The 15,835-nt window shown below is 61.2% G+C and carries 9 protein-coding genes; 8 read left to right on the top strand and 1 reads right to left on the bottom strand.

Annotated features, from left to right (window positions below; genetic code table 11):
- Nucleotides 1-143 precede the first annotated feature (143 nt).
- From recC to ACEN2T_RS24765, 6 genes are read left to right on the top strand one after another with little or no spacing between them, the layout of a single operon-like run.
- A complete protein-coding gene (gene recC / locus ACEN2T_RS24790) occupies nt 144-3,596 on the top strand; it encodes an exodeoxyribonuclease V subunit gamma (RefSeq protein ID WP_442117723.1) in 3,453 nt (1,150 codons plus the stop codon).
- Complete coding sequence (gene recB, locus ACEN2T_RS24785; protein WP_442117722.1) at nt 3,593-7,267, top strand: exodeoxyribonuclease V subunit beta; 3,675 nt, start codon at nt 3,593-3,595, stop codon at nt 7,265-7,267. Before recC ends, recB begins: the two co-directional genes overlap by 4 nt.
- Complete coding sequence (recD, locus tag ACEN2T_RS24780; protein WP_099602223.1) at nt 7,264-9,369, top strand: exodeoxyribonuclease V subunit alpha; 2,106 nt, start codon at nt 7,264-7,266, stop codon at nt 9,367-9,369. Before recB ends, recD begins: the two co-directional genes overlap by 4 nt.
- Nucleotides 9,370-9,381: 12 nt before the next feature.
- Nucleotides 9,382-9,948 carry a YfiR family protein gene (locus ACEN2T_RS24775; protein ID WP_032885562.1) on the top strand — a complete coding sequence of 189 codons (567 nt, stop codon included), beginning with the start codon at nt 9,382-9,384 and terminating at the stop codon, nt 9,946-9,948.
- On the top strand, nt 9,945-11,207 hold the full coding sequence (locus ACEN2T_RS24770; protein ID WP_032885563.1) for a diguanylate cyclase domain-containing protein: 1,263 nt from the start codon (nt 9,945-9,947) through the stop codon (nt 11,205-11,207). The genes ACEN2T_RS24775 and ACEN2T_RS24770 overlap by 4 nt, the downstream gene beginning before the upstream one ends.
- A 4-nt stretch (nt 11,208-11,211) precedes the next feature.
- Nucleotides 11,212-11,703: an OmpA family protein gene (locus ACEN2T_RS24765; protein WP_032885564.1), complete on the top strand. Its 492-nt coding sequence runs from the start codon at nt 11,212-11,214 to the stop codon at nt 11,701-11,703.
- Nucleotides 11,704-12,116: 413 nt separating this feature from the next.
- On the opposite strand, the gene ACEN2T_RS24760 is transcribed toward ACEN2T_RS24765, so the two are convergent.
- Nucleotides 12,117-13,064 (bottom strand): LysR family transcriptional regulator, encoded by a 948-nt coding sequence (locus ACEN2T_RS24760; protein WP_095186354.1) that lies wholly within the window; start codon nt 13,062-13,064, stop codon nt 12,117-12,119.
- A 133-nt stretch (nt 13,065-13,197) separates the two neighbouring features.
- Between ACEN2T_RS24760 and ACEN2T_RS24755 the strand changes: the two genes are divergently transcribed.
- Both ACEN2T_RS24755 and mmsB read left to right on the top strand, forming a co-directional pair.
- Entirely contained in the window at nt 13,198-14,715 is a 1,518-nt protein-coding gene (locus tag ACEN2T_RS24755; RefSeq protein ID WP_032885566.1) for a CoA-acylating methylmalonate-semialdehyde dehydrogenase, read from the top strand.
- A 14-nt stretch (nt 14,716-14,729) separates the two neighbouring features.
- Nucleotides 14,730-15,617: a 3-hydroxyisobutyrate dehydrogenase gene (gene mmsB / locus ACEN2T_RS24750; protein WP_122681293.1), complete on the top strand. Its 888-nt coding sequence runs from the start codon at nt 14,730-14,732 to the stop codon at nt 15,615-15,617.
- Nucleotides 15,618-15,835 lie beyond the last annotated feature (218 nt).

The following is a 15,835-nucleotide window of genomic DNA, read 5'->3' as shown; positions in this document are numbered from 1 at the left end:
TCGTCAAGATTAAATTCCGAAACCCCATTTGCGAAAGCAGATGGGGTTTTGTTTTGGGCGGGCGGAAAGTGCGAAGACGCTCATCCGAGCAATCTTCAGTGCTAAAGTCCATGCCTCGATTTTGCTTTTCCCAAGGAAGCCTTATGCCGGATGCGACGTCCCCCAGCGCTGGATTCATGGTGGTTCATGGCAATCGCCTGGACGAACTACGCAGCCTAGTGGTGAGCTGGATGCGCCGTTACCCACTGGCTCCCCTGGAAAACGAAATTGCCCTGGTACAGAGCAACGGCATTGCCCAGTGGCTCAAACTGGCCCTGGCGGAAGACCCAGAAGACGGCGACATGGGCGGCTGCGGAATCGCTGCCGCGATCGATGTTCAGCTCCCCGGCAGCTTCATGTGGCAGCTCTATCGCATGGTCTTGGGTCGTGACGAAATCCCCCCCACGTCCCTGCTCGATAAAGCCCCACTCACTTGGCGCCTGATGCGCTTGCTTCCTGAGCTCATTGATCAGCCGCACTTCGAGCCATTGCAGCGCTTTCTGACGAACGACGCAGACTTGCGTAAACGCTACCAGCTCGCGGAACGCCTGGCTGACTTGTTCGACCAATACCAGGTCTATCGTGCCGACTGGCTGGAAGACTGGGCCGCCGGCCGCCACCAATTGCGCAACGGTCGAGGGGAATCCAAGCCCCTTAACCCCGCCAATTGCTGGCAAGCCGAGTTATGGCGCGCACTGCTGTTGGACGTCGGGGAAGAGGGGGTGGCCGAAAGTCGCGCCGGCGTCCACCAACGCTTTATCGAACGTATCAATGCTCTTGAGGAGGCGCCGAAGGGCTTGCCTTCTCGGGTGATTGTTTTCGGGATTTCTTCCTTGCCTGCCCAAGCGCTCGAGGCGTTGGCTGGCCTTGCCCGTTTCAGCCAAGTCTTGCTGTGCGTGCACAATCCTTGTCGCCACCACTGGTCCGACATCGTCGCCGACAAAGATCTACTGCGTAACGAATACAAGCGTCAATCACGCAAAGCCGGTATGCCGGTCACCATCGACCCACAAACCTTGCACCAGCACGCCCATCCGCTGCTGGCCGCCTGGGGTAAACAAGGCCGCGACTACATCAGTCTGCTGGACAGTTACGACGACCCGAACAGCTACCGCGCTGCCTTTCGTGATGGCCGCATCGACCTGTTCAGTGACAGCGAACCCACGACACTGCTCAACCAGCTCCAGGACGATATCCTCGAACTGCGCCCACTCAACGAAACCCGCGACCTATGGCCCGCAGTCGATCTGGAGCGTGACACCTCAGTTCGCTTCCACATTGCCCACAGCGCCCAGCGCGAAGTGGAAATCCTTCACGATCAACTGCTCCAACGCTTCAGCGCCGACCCCACGCTTCGTCCAAGGGACATCATTGTCATGGTCCCCGACGTCGACAGCTACGCACCGCATATTCGTGCGGTCTTCGGCCAGTTGGAAAGAAGTGATTCACGCTTCATCCCCTTTACCCTGACCGACCAAGGTCAACGTGGCCGCGACCCTCTGCTGATCGCCGTCGAACACCTGCTCAAACTCCCCGACAGTCGCTTTCCCGTCAGCGAAATTCTTGATCTGCTGGACGTCCCGGCCTTGCGTGAACGCTTTGCCATCAAGGAGCGCGACCTGCCCACATTGCACCGCTGGATTGAAGGTGCCGGTATCCGTTGGGGGCTCAACGCGGAACAACGGGCCGGCCTCGGTCTGCCAAGTGAGCTGGAACAAAACAGCTGGAGTTTCGGCCTTCGCCGTATGCTGCTGGGTTACGCCGTCGGCACCGGTGCTGCCTGTAACGGCATTGAACCTTACGACGAAATTGGCGGACTCGATGCGGCATTAATCGGCCCGCTGGTGGCTTTACTCGACGCACTCGGCGATGCCCATCAGGCGCTGTCCCAACCCGCGGCTCCCCACGAGTGGGGCGAACGTTTGCAACGCCTGATACAACTGTTTTTCCTGCCCAGCAGTGAGCACGACGATTACCTGCTGGGTCAGCTTGAGCAACTAAGGGAAACCTGGCTGGTAACCTGCGAGTCAGTAGGCCTACAGGATGAGTTACCGCTCACCGTAGTCCGTGAAGCATGGCTCGCCGGCCTGGACCAAGGTCGTCTATCCCAGCGATTCCTTGCCGGGGCTGTCAATTTTTGCACCTTGATGCCTATGCGCGCGATTCCGTTCAAGCTGGTTTGCCTGCTTGGTATGAACGACGGCGACTACCCGCGAGCCCAACCACCCTTGGATTTCGACCTGATGGGCAGCGACTATCGCCCAGGCGACCGTTCGCGCCGCGAAGACGACCGTTACCTACTACTTGAAGCACTGCTATCGGCCCGAGACCAGCTTTACATCAGTTGGGTCGGCCGAAGCATCCGCGATAACAGCGAGCGTCCTGCCTCTGTTTTGATCGGCCAACTGCGCGACCATATCGCCAGCGGCTGGCATAACGCAGAAGCAGAAAAGCCACTGCTGGACGCGATGACTCAGGAACACCCACTCCAACCCTTCAGCGCCCGCTACTTCCACGAAGGCGATCCGCTGTTCAGCTACGCCCGCGAATGGCAGTTGCTGCACGAAGCGCAGGTAGCCGCACCTGAGCAAGATGATCTGGCACAACACCATCAGGAAGAACCCCTGAGCCTCGGCCAGTTGCAAGATTTCCTACGCAACCCGGTCAAACACTTCTTCAGTCAGCGTCTGAAAGTGTTCTTCGAGGCCGCCGAAGTGCCGCTGGCCGATGAGGAACCCTTCGTTCTCGATGCGCTGCAACGTTACAGCCTGAGCGATAGCCTGTTGAATGCGGCGCTGTCCCAACCCGATCACCTGGACCAAGCCCTCAATGCCCAGGCCCTGCGTTTGCAAGGAAGTGGCTTACTGCCCATGGTCGGTTTTGGCGAGTGCCTGCGCAACGAATTGATCGAGCCCCTGCCGGGTTTGCTGCAACGCTACCAACAATTACTGGCGCTCTGGCCCACTCCACACATCGGTGCCGAACCGATCAGTTTTGAGCATCAAGGCATTGCATTGGAAGGCTGGATCAGCGGCCTGCACCGACGCAGTGATGGCGGATTGCTTAGCGTCACCACCATCCCCAATAGCATTGGATCGATCAAGGCACGCAAGTGGCATCGACTGATCCGCCCTTGGGTCAACCATGTGGTGGCGTGCGCCTGTGGCCTACCGTTGAGCACGGGTCTGGTGGCCAGTGACGATACGTTGCTACTGGCCCCGCTGGATAAGCCCGTCGCCCAAGAAATCCTCAGCAACCTGCTGCTGGCCTGGCACAGTGGAATGAGAAAACCGCTGCCGGTAGCCGTCAAAACGGCCTTCGCCTGGCTTAGCCAAACCGACCCGGCCAAAGCGCAGGCGGCAGCGAGCAAAGCCTATGAAGGTGACGGCCTGACCACCGACGGCGAACGCCGCGAAACTCCGGCGCTTACCCGGCAGTTCCCCGATTACGCAGCCTTGATTGCCAGCGAAGAATTCGAAGGCTGGTGCGAAACCTTATATCGACCGCTGATCAATGCCCCATGGCGATCACTTACAGGCGAAGAGGCCGGCGCATGAGCAGCAAACCCTTGGCCCTGGCCTTCCCGCTGAGCGGCAGCCAACTGATCGAAGCCAGCGCCGGTACCGGCAAGACCTTCACTATTTCTGCCTTGTATCTGCGTCTGGTACTGGGTCATGGTGGTGATGAAGCCGGGTTCGGTCGCGAGTTGCTGCCACCGCAAATCCTCGTCGTCACCTTTACCGATGCCGCCACCAAAGAACTGCGCGAGCGTATCCGCATTCGTCTGGCCGAAGCCGCTCGTTTCTTCCGCGATGAGATCGAACAACCCGACGCGCTGATCGCTGACCTGCGCGCGCAATACCTCCCGGAGCAATGGCCCGCCTGCGCCAACCGCCTGGACATCGCCGCGCAATGGATGGATGAAGCAGCGGTTTCCACGATTCACAGCTGGTGCCAGCGCATGCTGCGCGAGCACGCGTTTGACAGCGGTAGCTTGTTCACCCAAACCCTTGAAACCGACCACAGCGACCTGCTCGGCGAAGTGCTGCGCGACTACTGGCGGCTGTTTTGCTACCCAATGCGTGACGACGCGCTCAACTGGGTGCGCAACAACTGGGGCGGTCCTGCCGCATTGATGCCTCGGGTGCGCGCGCTGTTCGGCAGCGATAGGCCCACCGATGAAACCCGCGAACCCGCGGAGCTGATCAATGCCTGCTTGCGGGAGCGCCGAGAAGCCCTGATAGAACTCAAGGCGCCCTGGCAGCAATGGGCCGCAGAGCTGCGTGACATCTGCCTGCAAGCCGTGGCCGCGAAAGCCGTTGACGGGCGCAAGATGCAAGCGCGTTACTTCGAGCCCTGGTTCGAAAAAATCAGCGCCTGGGCCGCTGATGAAACCTTGGAACAACTGGACATCGGCACCGGCTTCACCCGCCTCACCCCCGACGGCATGGCCGAAGCATGGAAGGGCGACCCGCCGCAGCACCCCGGCATCGACGCCATGGCCGGCCTCAAAGCCGCTCTCGACGCCTTACCAACCCCTGACGCCGCCGTGTTGCAACACGCTGCCGGTTGGGTGGGTAAACGCTTCGAAGAAGAAAAACGCCGTCGCGCAGAAATGGGCTTCGACGACATGCTGATCCGCCTGAATGCCGCTCTGCAGGCAGAGGGTGGCGAACGCTTGGCCAGCGTGATCCGCGAGCAATTCCCGGTGGCTCTGATCGACGAGTTCCAAGACACCGACCCGGTGCAGTACAGCATCTTCGACAGCATTTACCGCATCGAAGAGAACCACCTCGACAGTGGCCTGTTCCTGATCGGCGACCCCAAGCAAGCGATCTACGCGTTCCGTGGCGCCGACATCTACACCTACCTGCGCGCCCGCCAATCCACCACCGGCCGCCACCACACCTTGGGTACCAACTTCCGTTCCAGCCATGCGATGGTCGAGGCGGTGAACCATGTGTTCCAGCGCGCAGAAACGGGCCGGGGCGCGTTCCTGTTCCGCGAGCCGAATGGCGATAACCCGGTGCCGTTCCAGCCGGTGTTATCCCAAGGCCGCAAGGAAAAACTGCAGGTCGACGGCCAAACGCTACCGGCCATGCACCTTTGGCACCTGCCCACCGACCAGCCGGTGTCCAACGCGGTGTACCGCCAACAACTGGCCGCCGCCTGTGCTACGCAGATTGTTGAGTTGCTCAACGGCGGCCAGCAAGGCACGGCCGGTTTTTTAAGGCCGGATGACAGCTTCAAAGGCGTACTGCCGTCAGACATCGCCATCCTCGTGCGCGACGGCAAGGAAGCCCAAGCGGTGCGCGCCGAGTTGGCCGCTCGTGGTGTGCGCAGCGTATACCTGTCCGACAAGGATTCGGTGTTCGCCGCCCAGGAAGCTCACGACTTGCTGGCCTGGCTCAAGGCCTGTGCCGAGCCGGACGTCGAGCGGCCGCTACGGGCTGCCCTGGCTTGCGTCACCTTGAACCTATCACTGCCTGAACTGGAGCGTCTGAACCAGGACGAACTGGCGTGGGAACGCCGCGTGATGCAGTTCCGTGGCTACCGCGTGATCTGGCGCACCCAAGGCGTGCTGCCGATGCTGCGTCGTCTGCTGCACGACTTCAAACTGCCGCAAACCCTGATTGCCCGCAGCGACGGCGAACGTGTGCTGACCAACCTATTGCACCTCAGCGAGTTGTTGCAACAAGCCGCGTCGGAACTTGACGGTGAACAGGCGTTGATCCGCCACCTGGCCGAACACCTCGCGTTGTCAGGTCAAGCCGGGGAAGAGCAAATCCTGCGCCTGGAAAGCGATGAGCAACTGGTCAAGGTCGTTACCATCCACAAGTCCAAGGGCCTGGAGTACGACCTGGTCTTCCTGCCCTTCATCTGTTCGGCCAAGCCGGTCGACGGCAGTCGCCTGCCGCTGCATTACCACGATGAACACGGCAAGTCCCAAGTCAGCCTGCGTCCTACGCCTGAGTTAATCGCCCAGGCCGATGACGAGCGCCTGGCCGAAGACCTGCGTTTGCTCTACGTGGCCCTGACCCGCGCCAAACATGCCTGCTGGCTTGGCGTTGCCGACCTCAAGCGCGGCAACAGCAGCAGCTCGGTATTGCACCTGTCGGCGCTGGGCTACTTGCTCGGCGCTGGAGCTTCGTTGGGCGAGTCTGCGGGACTGGCGCGCTGGCTGCTGGATCTGCAGGAAGGCTGCCCGGCCATCCACTATGCCCACGTGCCCGATGCCCAAGAGATCATGTTTCACCCGCCGCGCAACCAAGCGACTTTGCTCGCACCGTTGCTGCCTAAGCGCAAAGCTGCCGAAAACTGGTGGATCGCGTCCTACAGCGCCTTGCGAATGGGTGAAAGCATGAGCGTCGCCAACCTCGAAGCGCCAGAAAGCCCACAAGCGCAAAAGCTGTTTGATGACGAACGCCTCGACCCCGACGCACCGCGTGAAGTGGCGGCTTCCGGCGGCGATATTCACCGTTTCCCACGCGGTCCTAACCCAGGCACCTTCCTTCACGGCCTGCTGGAGTGGGCCGGCGAAGAAGGTTTCAACGCGACGTCGCAAGCCATCGAGAACGCTGTAGGTGCGCGCTGCAATCGCCGCAACTGGGAAGGCTGGATCATCACCCTCAGCGATTGGCTGGGCCACTTACTGCACACGCCGTTGCCTGTGGATAACGACCACGTCACCTTGAGCAGCCTGCAGCAGTATCAGATCGAAATGGAGTTCTGGTTCGCCAGCCACAAAGTCGACGTGCTTGCCCTCGACAAGCTGGTCTGCCAGTACACCCATAACGGTGTCTCCCGTGTCGCTGCCGAGCCGGTGCTGCTCAACGGCATGTTCAAAGGTTTTATCGACCTGACCTTCGAACACGATGGCCGCTACTACGTGGCTGACTACAAATCCAACTGGCTCGGCCCTGACGACTTGGCCTACACCCAAGCGGCCATGGAGCAGTCGATCCTTGAGCATCGATATGACCTGCAATACGTCCTTTACCTGCTGGCGCTGCATCGCCAGCTCAAGGCGCGTCTGCCGGACTACGACTACGACCGCCACGTCGGTGGCGCGCTGTATGTGTTCTTGCGGGGCACCCAAGCCGTCAGCCGAGGAGCGTTTTTCACCCGGCCGCCGCGTGAGCTGATCGAAGGCCTGGACCTGCTGTTCCAGGGCAAGCCCATCCCGCCCAAGGTTGAGCCCGCCTGGGAACAAGGAGTGTTGTTATGAGCCTGTTGCCATCACCGCTTGAGGCACTGGAACCTCTGAGCCGCGCTGCCGACCTGGTGCAGTTGCTGGAGCGTTGGGTTGACCGCGGTTGGCTGCGCGCATTGGACAAAGCCTTCGTCGGTTTCCTGCACGAACTCGACCCACACGCCGACCCTTTGGTGTTACTGGCCGCGGCGCTGACCAGCCATCAACTGGGCCACGGCCATGTGTGCCTGGATCTGTTCGAAACCCTCAAAGCGCCAGACTTTGCATTGTCCTTGCCGCCCGAAGGCGACCTGCAAACCGGCGCCATGCTGCTGCCGTCTCAGTTGCTCGACGGCCTCGACGGCGCCCACTGGTGTCACGCATTGGCCGCCAGCCCGTTGGTCGCCCTGGCGGTGGACGGCAGCGAATCGGCACACAGTCGTCCCTTGGTACTGTCGGGCACACGCCTGTACCTGCGCCGCTACTGGACCTACGAAAGGCGCATCGACACCGCATTGCGCTTGCGTCTCGCCACCCAGGAAAGCGTCGCCGCGGATTTGCCCCAGCGCTTGAATGGCTTGTTTGACCAGCCGCCGCCCGACGGCGTGATCGACTGGCAAAAACTCGCCTGCGCATTGGCCACCCGCGGTGCCTTCAGCATCGTCACCGGTGGCCCCGGCACCGGCAAGACCACCACCGTGGTGCGCCTGCTCGCACTCTTGCAAGCGCCAGCGGTAGAAACCGGCAGCCCGTTGCGTATCCGCTTGGCCGCGCCTACCGGTAAAGCCGCCGCGCGCTTGACCGAATCCATCAGCCAGCAAGTGCTGTCGCTGACAGTGCCGCAAAGCGTGAAGGAAAAGATTCCGACCCAGGTCACCACGGTTCATCGTTTGCTGGGCAGCCGTCCGGGCACTCGGCACTTTCGCCATCACCTTGGTAACCCGTTGCCCCTGGATGTGCTGGTGGTGGACGAAGCCTCGATGATCGACCTGGAAATGATGGCCAATCTGCTGGACGCGTTACCGCCCCATGCCCGCTTGGTGTTACTAGGCGACAAGGACCAACTCGCCTCGGTAGAGGCTGGCGCCGTACTGGGTGATTTGTGCCGCGACGCCGAAGCCGGCTGGTACAGCCCTCAGACTCGTCAATGGCTGCAAGCCGTCAGCGGTGAAGACCTCGACGCCAGCGGCCTGCTGGAGGACCTCGACGGCAGCCATCCTCTGGCCCAGCAAGTGGTGATGCTGCGTTACTCGCGACGTTTCGGCGAAGGCAGCGGCATCGGCCAATTGGCGCGCTGGGTCAACCAGCAAAACGCCGAAGAGGCCCGCAAGTTATTGGCCGCGCGTAGCCATAACGACCTGTTCTGCGTCGGCCTTAAAGGTGAGCATGACCACGCCCTGGAACGGCTGGTGCTGGATGGGCAGGGCGATGGCGCCCAGGGTTATCGCTATTACCTCAACTTGCTGCACAGCGCGCGTCCGGCCCTCGAAACCCCGCGCGACGATCTCGCCTGGACCCAGTGGGCGCAACAACTGCTGCAAGCCTTCGATGCGTTCCAACTGCTCTGCGCCGTGCGCAAGGGCCCTTGGGGTGTGGAAGGGCTGAACGTGCGCATCACTGCAGCCTTGCGCAAAGTGCGGCTGATCGAGGGTGACGAGCAATGGTACGAAGGTCGCCCGGTGCTGATGACACGCAACGATTACGGCCTGGGCTTGATGAACGGCGACATCGGTATCGCCCTGAAGCTGCCCGAAAGTGACGGCGGCCCTCAGGTGCTGCGCGTCGCTTTCCCACGTAACGACGGCCAAGGCGGCGTGCGATTTGTATTGCCCAGCCGTCTGAATGATGTGGAAACCGTATACGCCATGACCGTGCACAAATCCCAAGGCTCGGAATTCACCCACACCGCGCTGATCCTGCCGGACGCCTTGAACCCGGTGCTGACCAAGGAACTGATCTACACCGGCATCACCCGCGCCAAACGCTGGTTCAGCCTGATCGAGCCCCGTGGCGGTGTGTTTGAGGAGGCCGTGCGGCGCAAGGTCAAACGCTTGAGTGGGCTGATGCTGGAGTTGGGTCCGGAGTCAGAAATATCTGACGCTGTGCTATCGTTGCGGCATCACCCCGATAACACCTGAGAGTATCGCTGCATGAACGTGGCCGTCTCGCCCACTGAGCGTAGTTTGAGCTGGAGACGCCTACTGCTGATGGCGGTTCTATGCCTGCTGGCACCTCGCGTATTTGCCGAAGCCCCGGGCCCGGCTGATCAGCGCGCCCAGGCGGTCACCCAAGTGGTACTTGGTATTCTCAGTTATGCCCGCTGGCCCGTGGAGCCTGAGCAACTGCGCCTGTGCATCCTCGGCCCGACTCAATACACCGACGATCTGATCAAGGGCACCACCCAGGCCACCGGTCGTCCGGTCGTGGTGCGACGCCTGCTGGTCGACCACCCCGATGTCGTCAACGCCTGCGATGCCGTGTACATCGGCAAACTCAGCACTGACGAACGCAGCCGCCTGTTTGACTCGTTGATCGGCCATCCGGTGCTCAGCATCAGCGAAGGCGGTGACCAGTGCACCGTGGGCAGCCTGTTCTGCCTGCGCGTGGGCGATGAGCAGGTGTCGTTTGAGGTCAACCTCGACTCGGTGGCGCGCAGCGGCGTGCGTATTCACCCCAGCGTGCTGCAACTGTCCCGTCGTCGGGCGCCGGCCTCATGACAGCCGTGACTGTGCGACCCACTCTGCGCTCCGTTATCGGCCGCGGGCATATGATCCTGGCGCTGGTAGCGGTGACCCTGGCCAGCGTGTCCCTGACTCTGCTCGGCGTCTTGGCGCTGCGGGTCTACGCCGAACACAACCTGCACCTGATCGCGCGTTCCATCAATTACACCGTCGAAGCGGCGGTGGTGTTCAACGACCGCGCTGCGGCCACCGAAGCCCTTAGCCTGATTGCTTCAACTGAAGAAGTGGCCCAGGCCGATGTGTTCGACGCCAGCGGCAGGCTGTTGGCGCATTGGGAACGCCCGGAAACCGGCATGCTCTCGCGGGTTGAACTGGCACTGGCGCATACCCTGCTTGAACAGCCCATCAATCAGCCGATCCTGCACCAGGGGCGGACCATCGGCAGCATCCACCTGACCGGCCACGGTGGCAGCCTGCTGCGCTTTCTACTCAGTGGTCTGGCGGGGATCCTGATCTGTACCGCTCTCAGCGCTTGGGTTGCCCTGCACCTCGCGCGCCGTTTGCTGAAGGGCATCACCGGGCCGCTGCAAAGCCTCGCCGCCGTGGCCCACGCCGCGCGCAGCGAACGCGACTTCGACCGTCGCGTGCCGCCGGCGCGCATCGCCGAACTCGATAGCCTGGGCAGCGACTTCAATGCTTTGCTTGGCGAGATGGAGGCCTGGCAAAGCCACCTGCAAAGCGAAAACGAAACCCTCGCACACAAGGCCAACCATGACAGCCTTACCGGCTTGCCCAACCGTGCGTTCTTCGAAGGCCGGTTGATCCGTGCCCTGCGCAGCGCTGCCAAGGCCAAGGAACAATTGGCGGTGCTTTACCTCGACAGCGACCGCTTCAAAGAGATCAATGACAGCTTTGGACATGCGGCAGGGGATGCCGTGCTCGTGGCCGTCGCCGAGCGCGTGCGTGCGCAACTGCGAGAAGACGACCTAGTAGCACGCCTGGGCGGCGATGAGTTCGCCATCCTGCTGGCGCCGCTGCACAAGGTCGAAGACGCCCAGCGCATCGCCGACAAGATCATCGCCAGCATGGACACACCGATTGCCGTGCCTGGCGACACCCAGGTGTTTACTTCCCTCAGTATTGGTATCGCCATCTACCCCGAACACGGTGTCACCCCCGGCACCTTGCTCAATGCCGCCGATGCGGCGATGTACCAGGCCAAACGGTTTTCCCAGGGCGGCCAGCAAACGGCAGAGTCGGAGCACTCTACCGCCAATGTTCAACACAGGAGTTGATCCCTTGTTTTCTAGCGCGCGCGTTTTACTTATCTCGTTGCTCGTGGCCTTTCTCGCCCTCGGCGGGTGCCAGACAGCTCCACCCAAAGGCCTGAGCCCGGCGCAGGTCGCAGTCCTCAAACAACAGGGTTTCGAACTCACCGACGAAGGCTGGGCATTCGGCCTGTCGGGCAAAGTCCTGTTTGGCAGCGACGTAGAAACCCTCAACCAACCCAGCACCGATATCGTGCAGCGAATCGGTAAGGCCTTGCTGGGCGTGGGCATCGAACGCGTGCGCGTTGACGGCCACACCGACACCTCGGGCAAGGAAACCTACAACCAGCAACTGTCCCTGCGCCGCGCGAAAAGCGTGGCGACGGTGCTGCAAGGCGTGGGCATGAAAGAAGAAAACATCCAACTGCGCGGGCTGGGCAGCGCTGAGCCCGTCGCGTCTAACGCGACAGCGGCGGGGCGCACCGAGAATCGACGGGTGTCGATTGTAGTCATCGCCGACTGACTGGACTCAGCGCGACAGCACTTTGCGATGCAATCAAATGTGTGAGAGGGCTTACCCCCGATGAGGGAGTATCAGTTGATGCATTTTTGACTGATCCACTGCGATCGGGGCATAGGCCTCTACCTAACTCCCAAAGGCTGACACCTAACTCTGTGGTGAGCGGGCTTGCCCCGCGCTGGGCTGCGAAGCGGCCCCAAAACCAGCCGCTGAGTTCTAACAGGAAACTCCCCGCGTGATAAATGAGTAGATACCCATGTCTTGATAGCGGCCTGATAGCCGACCCAGGATGCTGGCCGAGTACATACCCGTTGCTGCGGTAACGGCGACTCAGGGTTCCGCCCTTACGGCGGCTCACTTTTGAAAAGCGCAAAAGTAAGCAAACCGCTTCTTAAAAAATCGTCGGCGCTGGCCCTTTAATCCGCGAACGTGATCTCCCGCGTCTCCCCCATCAACAACCCCTGGTTCTGCTCCGTCACTTCCCTGATGTAATCCCACAACAACGTAATCCGCTTCAGCTTCCTCAAATCTTCCCGGCAATACATCCAGAACTGCCGCGTAATCGCAATCTGCTCCCCCAGCACGGGCAACAACCGTGGATCTTGCGCTGCCAGAAAGCACGGCAAGATCGCCATCGACCGGCCCTGCTGCGCGGCCACGTACTGCGCAATCACGCTGGTGCTGCGCAGGCTGGCGCTGGCGCCGGGCACTACGTTGGCCAAGTAAAGCAGCTCGGAGCTGAACGCCAGGTCGTCCACGTAGCTGATAAACGGATGCTCGGCCAAATCCGCGGGTTTGCGGATGGGCGGATGTTGGTCGAGGTATTCCTGGGTCGCATACAGCTGCAGCTTGTAGTCGCACAGTTTGCAGCACACGTAGGGCCCGTGTTCCGGGCGTTCCAGGGCGATGACGATGTCGGCTTCGCGTTTGGACAGGCTGATGAAGTGGGGCAGGGGCAGGATGTCTACCGAGATCGCGGGATACGTGTCGACAAAGTGGCTCAACTGCGGGGTCACGAAAAAGCTGCCAAAGCCTTCGGTGCAGCCCATGCGCACATGGCCGGACAGCGCAACGCCGGAGCCCGAGACTTGCTCGCAGGCCATGTGCAGGGTGCTTTCGATGGACTCGGCGTAACCCAGCAGACGCTGACCTTCGGGTGTCAGGACGAAGCCGTTGGTCCGGGATTTTTCGAACAGCAACGTGCCGAGGGACACTTCCAGTGAACTGATGCGCCGCGACACGGTGGTGTAGTCCACCGCCAGGCGTTTGGCGGCGACGCTGGCCTTGCGCGTGCGGGCCACTTCGAGGAAAAACTTCAGGTCGTCCCAGTTCAGGGAGCCCAGTGATGTGATGTTTTTTTGCATATTGGACCGGCTTTTATGTGCGTTCTTATTAGAGATTTGCACATCTATACTCCAAAAACAGTCCGAACGCCTCATTCTTCAAGGCGATTCAACGCCTTGGTTCTCTAGCATAAATATAAGATTTGGAGACCACATGAACGCATCTGCCGATATTTCCGTGCAACAGGTCAAGTTGCTGATCAACGGCGAGTGGGTCGAGTCCAAGACCACCGAGTGGCAAGACATCGTCAACCCGGCTACCCAGCAAGTGCTGGCCAAAGTCCCGTTCGCCACGGCCGATGAAGTCAACGCCGCCATCGACGCAGCCCATCGCGCCTTCCAGACCTGGAAGCTGACGCCGATCGGCGCGCGCATGCGCATCATGCTCAAGCTACAAGCCTTGATCCGCGAGCATTCCAAACGCATCGCCGTAGTCCTCAGCGCCGAGCAGGGTAAGACCATTGCCGATGCCGAGGGCGACATTTTCCGTGGCCTGGAAGTGGTGGAGCACGCCTGTTCCATCGGCACCCTGCAAATGGGCGAGTTCGCCGAGAACGTCGCGGGTGGTGTCGACACTTACACCCTGCGTCAGCCCATCGGCGTGTGTGCCGGCATTACCCCGTTCAACTTCCCGGCAATGATTCCGCTGTGGATGTTCCCGATGGCCATCGCCTGCGGTAATACCTTCGTCCTCAAGCCGTCCGAACAAGACCCGCTGTCGACCCTACTGCTGGTGGAGCTGGCGCTGGAAGCTGGTGTGCCGCCTGGCGTGCTGAACGTGGTGCACGGCGGAAAGGCTGTGGTGGATGCGCTGTGCACCCATAAAGACATCAAGGCCGTGTCCTTCGTCGGTTCGACGGCCGTCGGTACCCACGTCTACGACCTGGCGGGCAAGCACGGCAAGCGCGTGCAATCGATGATGGGCGCCAAGAACCACGCCGTGGTGCTGCCGGATGCCAACCGCGAACACACCCTCAATGCTCTGGTCGGTGCCGGTTTCGGCGCGGCGGGCCAGCGTTGCATGGCCACCTCGGTGGTCGTGCTGGTGGGGGCGTCCAAACAGTGGCTGCCGGATCTCAAGGCGCTGGCGCAAAAGCTCAAGGTCAACGCCGGTAGTGAAGCGGGCACGGATGTCGGCCCGGTGATTTCCAAGCGCGCCAAGGCCCGTATCCTGGAGTTGATCGAAAGCGGCGTGAAAGAAGGCGCCAAGCTGGAGCTGGATGGCCGCGACATTCAGGTGCCGGGCTTCGAGCAAGGCAACTTCGTCGGTCCGACCCTGTTCTCGGGCGTGACTACCGACATGCAGATCTACACCCAGGAAATTTTCGGCCCGGTGCTGGTGGTGTTGGAAGTCGACACCCTCGATGAAGCCATCGCGCTGGTCAACGCCAACCCGTTTGGCAACGGCACCGGGCTGTTCACCCAAAGCGGTGCGGCGGCGCGTAAGTTCCAGAGTGAAATCGATGTAGGCCAAGTCGGCATCAACATCCCGATTCCGGTGCCGGTGCCGTTCTTCAGCTTCACCGGTTCCCGTGGCTCCAAGCTCGGCGACCTCGGCCCGTACGGTAAGCAAGTGGTGCAGTTCTACACCCAGACCAAAACCGTCACCAGCCGCTGGTTCGATGACGACACGGTCAACGATGGCGTCAACACCACCATCAACCTGCGCTGATTCGGGAGACGACCATGAAGATTGCATTTATCGGCTTGGGCAATATGGGCGCGCCAATGGCCCGTAACCTGCTTTTGGCTGGGAATAAGCTGAATGTATTCGACGTTAATCCAGGCGTGTTCAAGGAGTTCGCAGAACTGGGCGCCACCGTCACAGGCTCACCGCGTGAAGCTGCACAAGGCGCCGAGCTGGTGATTACCATGCTGCCCGCCGCTGCCCATGTACGTAGCGTCTGGCTGAATGAAGACGGCGTGCTGGCCGGCATCGGCAAAGGCGTGCCCGCCGTGGATTGCAGCACCATCGACCCGCAAACCATCCGCGATGTTGCCGCTGCTGCGGCCAAGCAAGGCGTGGTGATAGCTGATGCTCCAGTCTCTGGCGGCACCGGCGGCGCTGGCGCAGGGACGTTGACCTTCATGGTCGGCGCCACCCCGGAACTGTTCGCCACCCTGCAACCGGTGCTGGCGCAGATGGGCCGCAACATCGTGCATTGCGGTGACGTGGGCACGGGGCAAATCGCCAAGATCTGCAACAACCTGCTGCTGGGCATCAGCATGGTTGGCGTCAGCGAGGCTATGGCATTGGGTGATGCACTGGGCATCGACACCCAAGTGCTGGCCGGGATCATCAACAGCTCCACCGGGCGCTGCTGGAGTTCGGACACCTACAACCCATGGCCGGGCGTGATCGAAACGGCGCCGTCATCCCGAGGTTACACAGGCGGGTTTGGTGCCGACCTGATGCTCAAGGATTTGGGCCTGGCTACCGAAGCGGCTCGCCAGGCGAAACAACCCGTGATTTTGGGTGCAGTGGCTCAGCAGTTGTACCAATCGATGAGTCAGCGTGGGGAAGGGGGGCAGGACTTCTCGGCGATTATCAACAGCTATCGCAAGCCCAAATAACCCACCGGTGGGACGGCAATTGTAGTGAGCGGGCTTGCCCCGCGCTGGGCTGCGAAGCGGCCCCAATGAAAACGCCGCATTCTTTCAGAAAGAATGCGGCGTTTGTCGTCAGGGCCGCTTCGCAGCCCAGCGCGGGGCAAGCCCGCTCACCACAATAAGTGGCTCAGCTCAGTAAACCGGAGCACCACAATAAGTGGCTCAGCTCGGTAAACCGGAGC

Source organism: Pseudomonas sp. W22_MBD1_FP4, from assembly GCF_052113765.1.
Classification (GTDB): Bacteria; Pseudomonadota; Gammaproteobacteria; order Pseudomonadales; family Pseudomonadaceae; genus Aquipseudomonas; species Aquipseudomonas sivasensis.
This window is presented reverse-complemented; position numbering and strand designations above follow the sequence as displayed.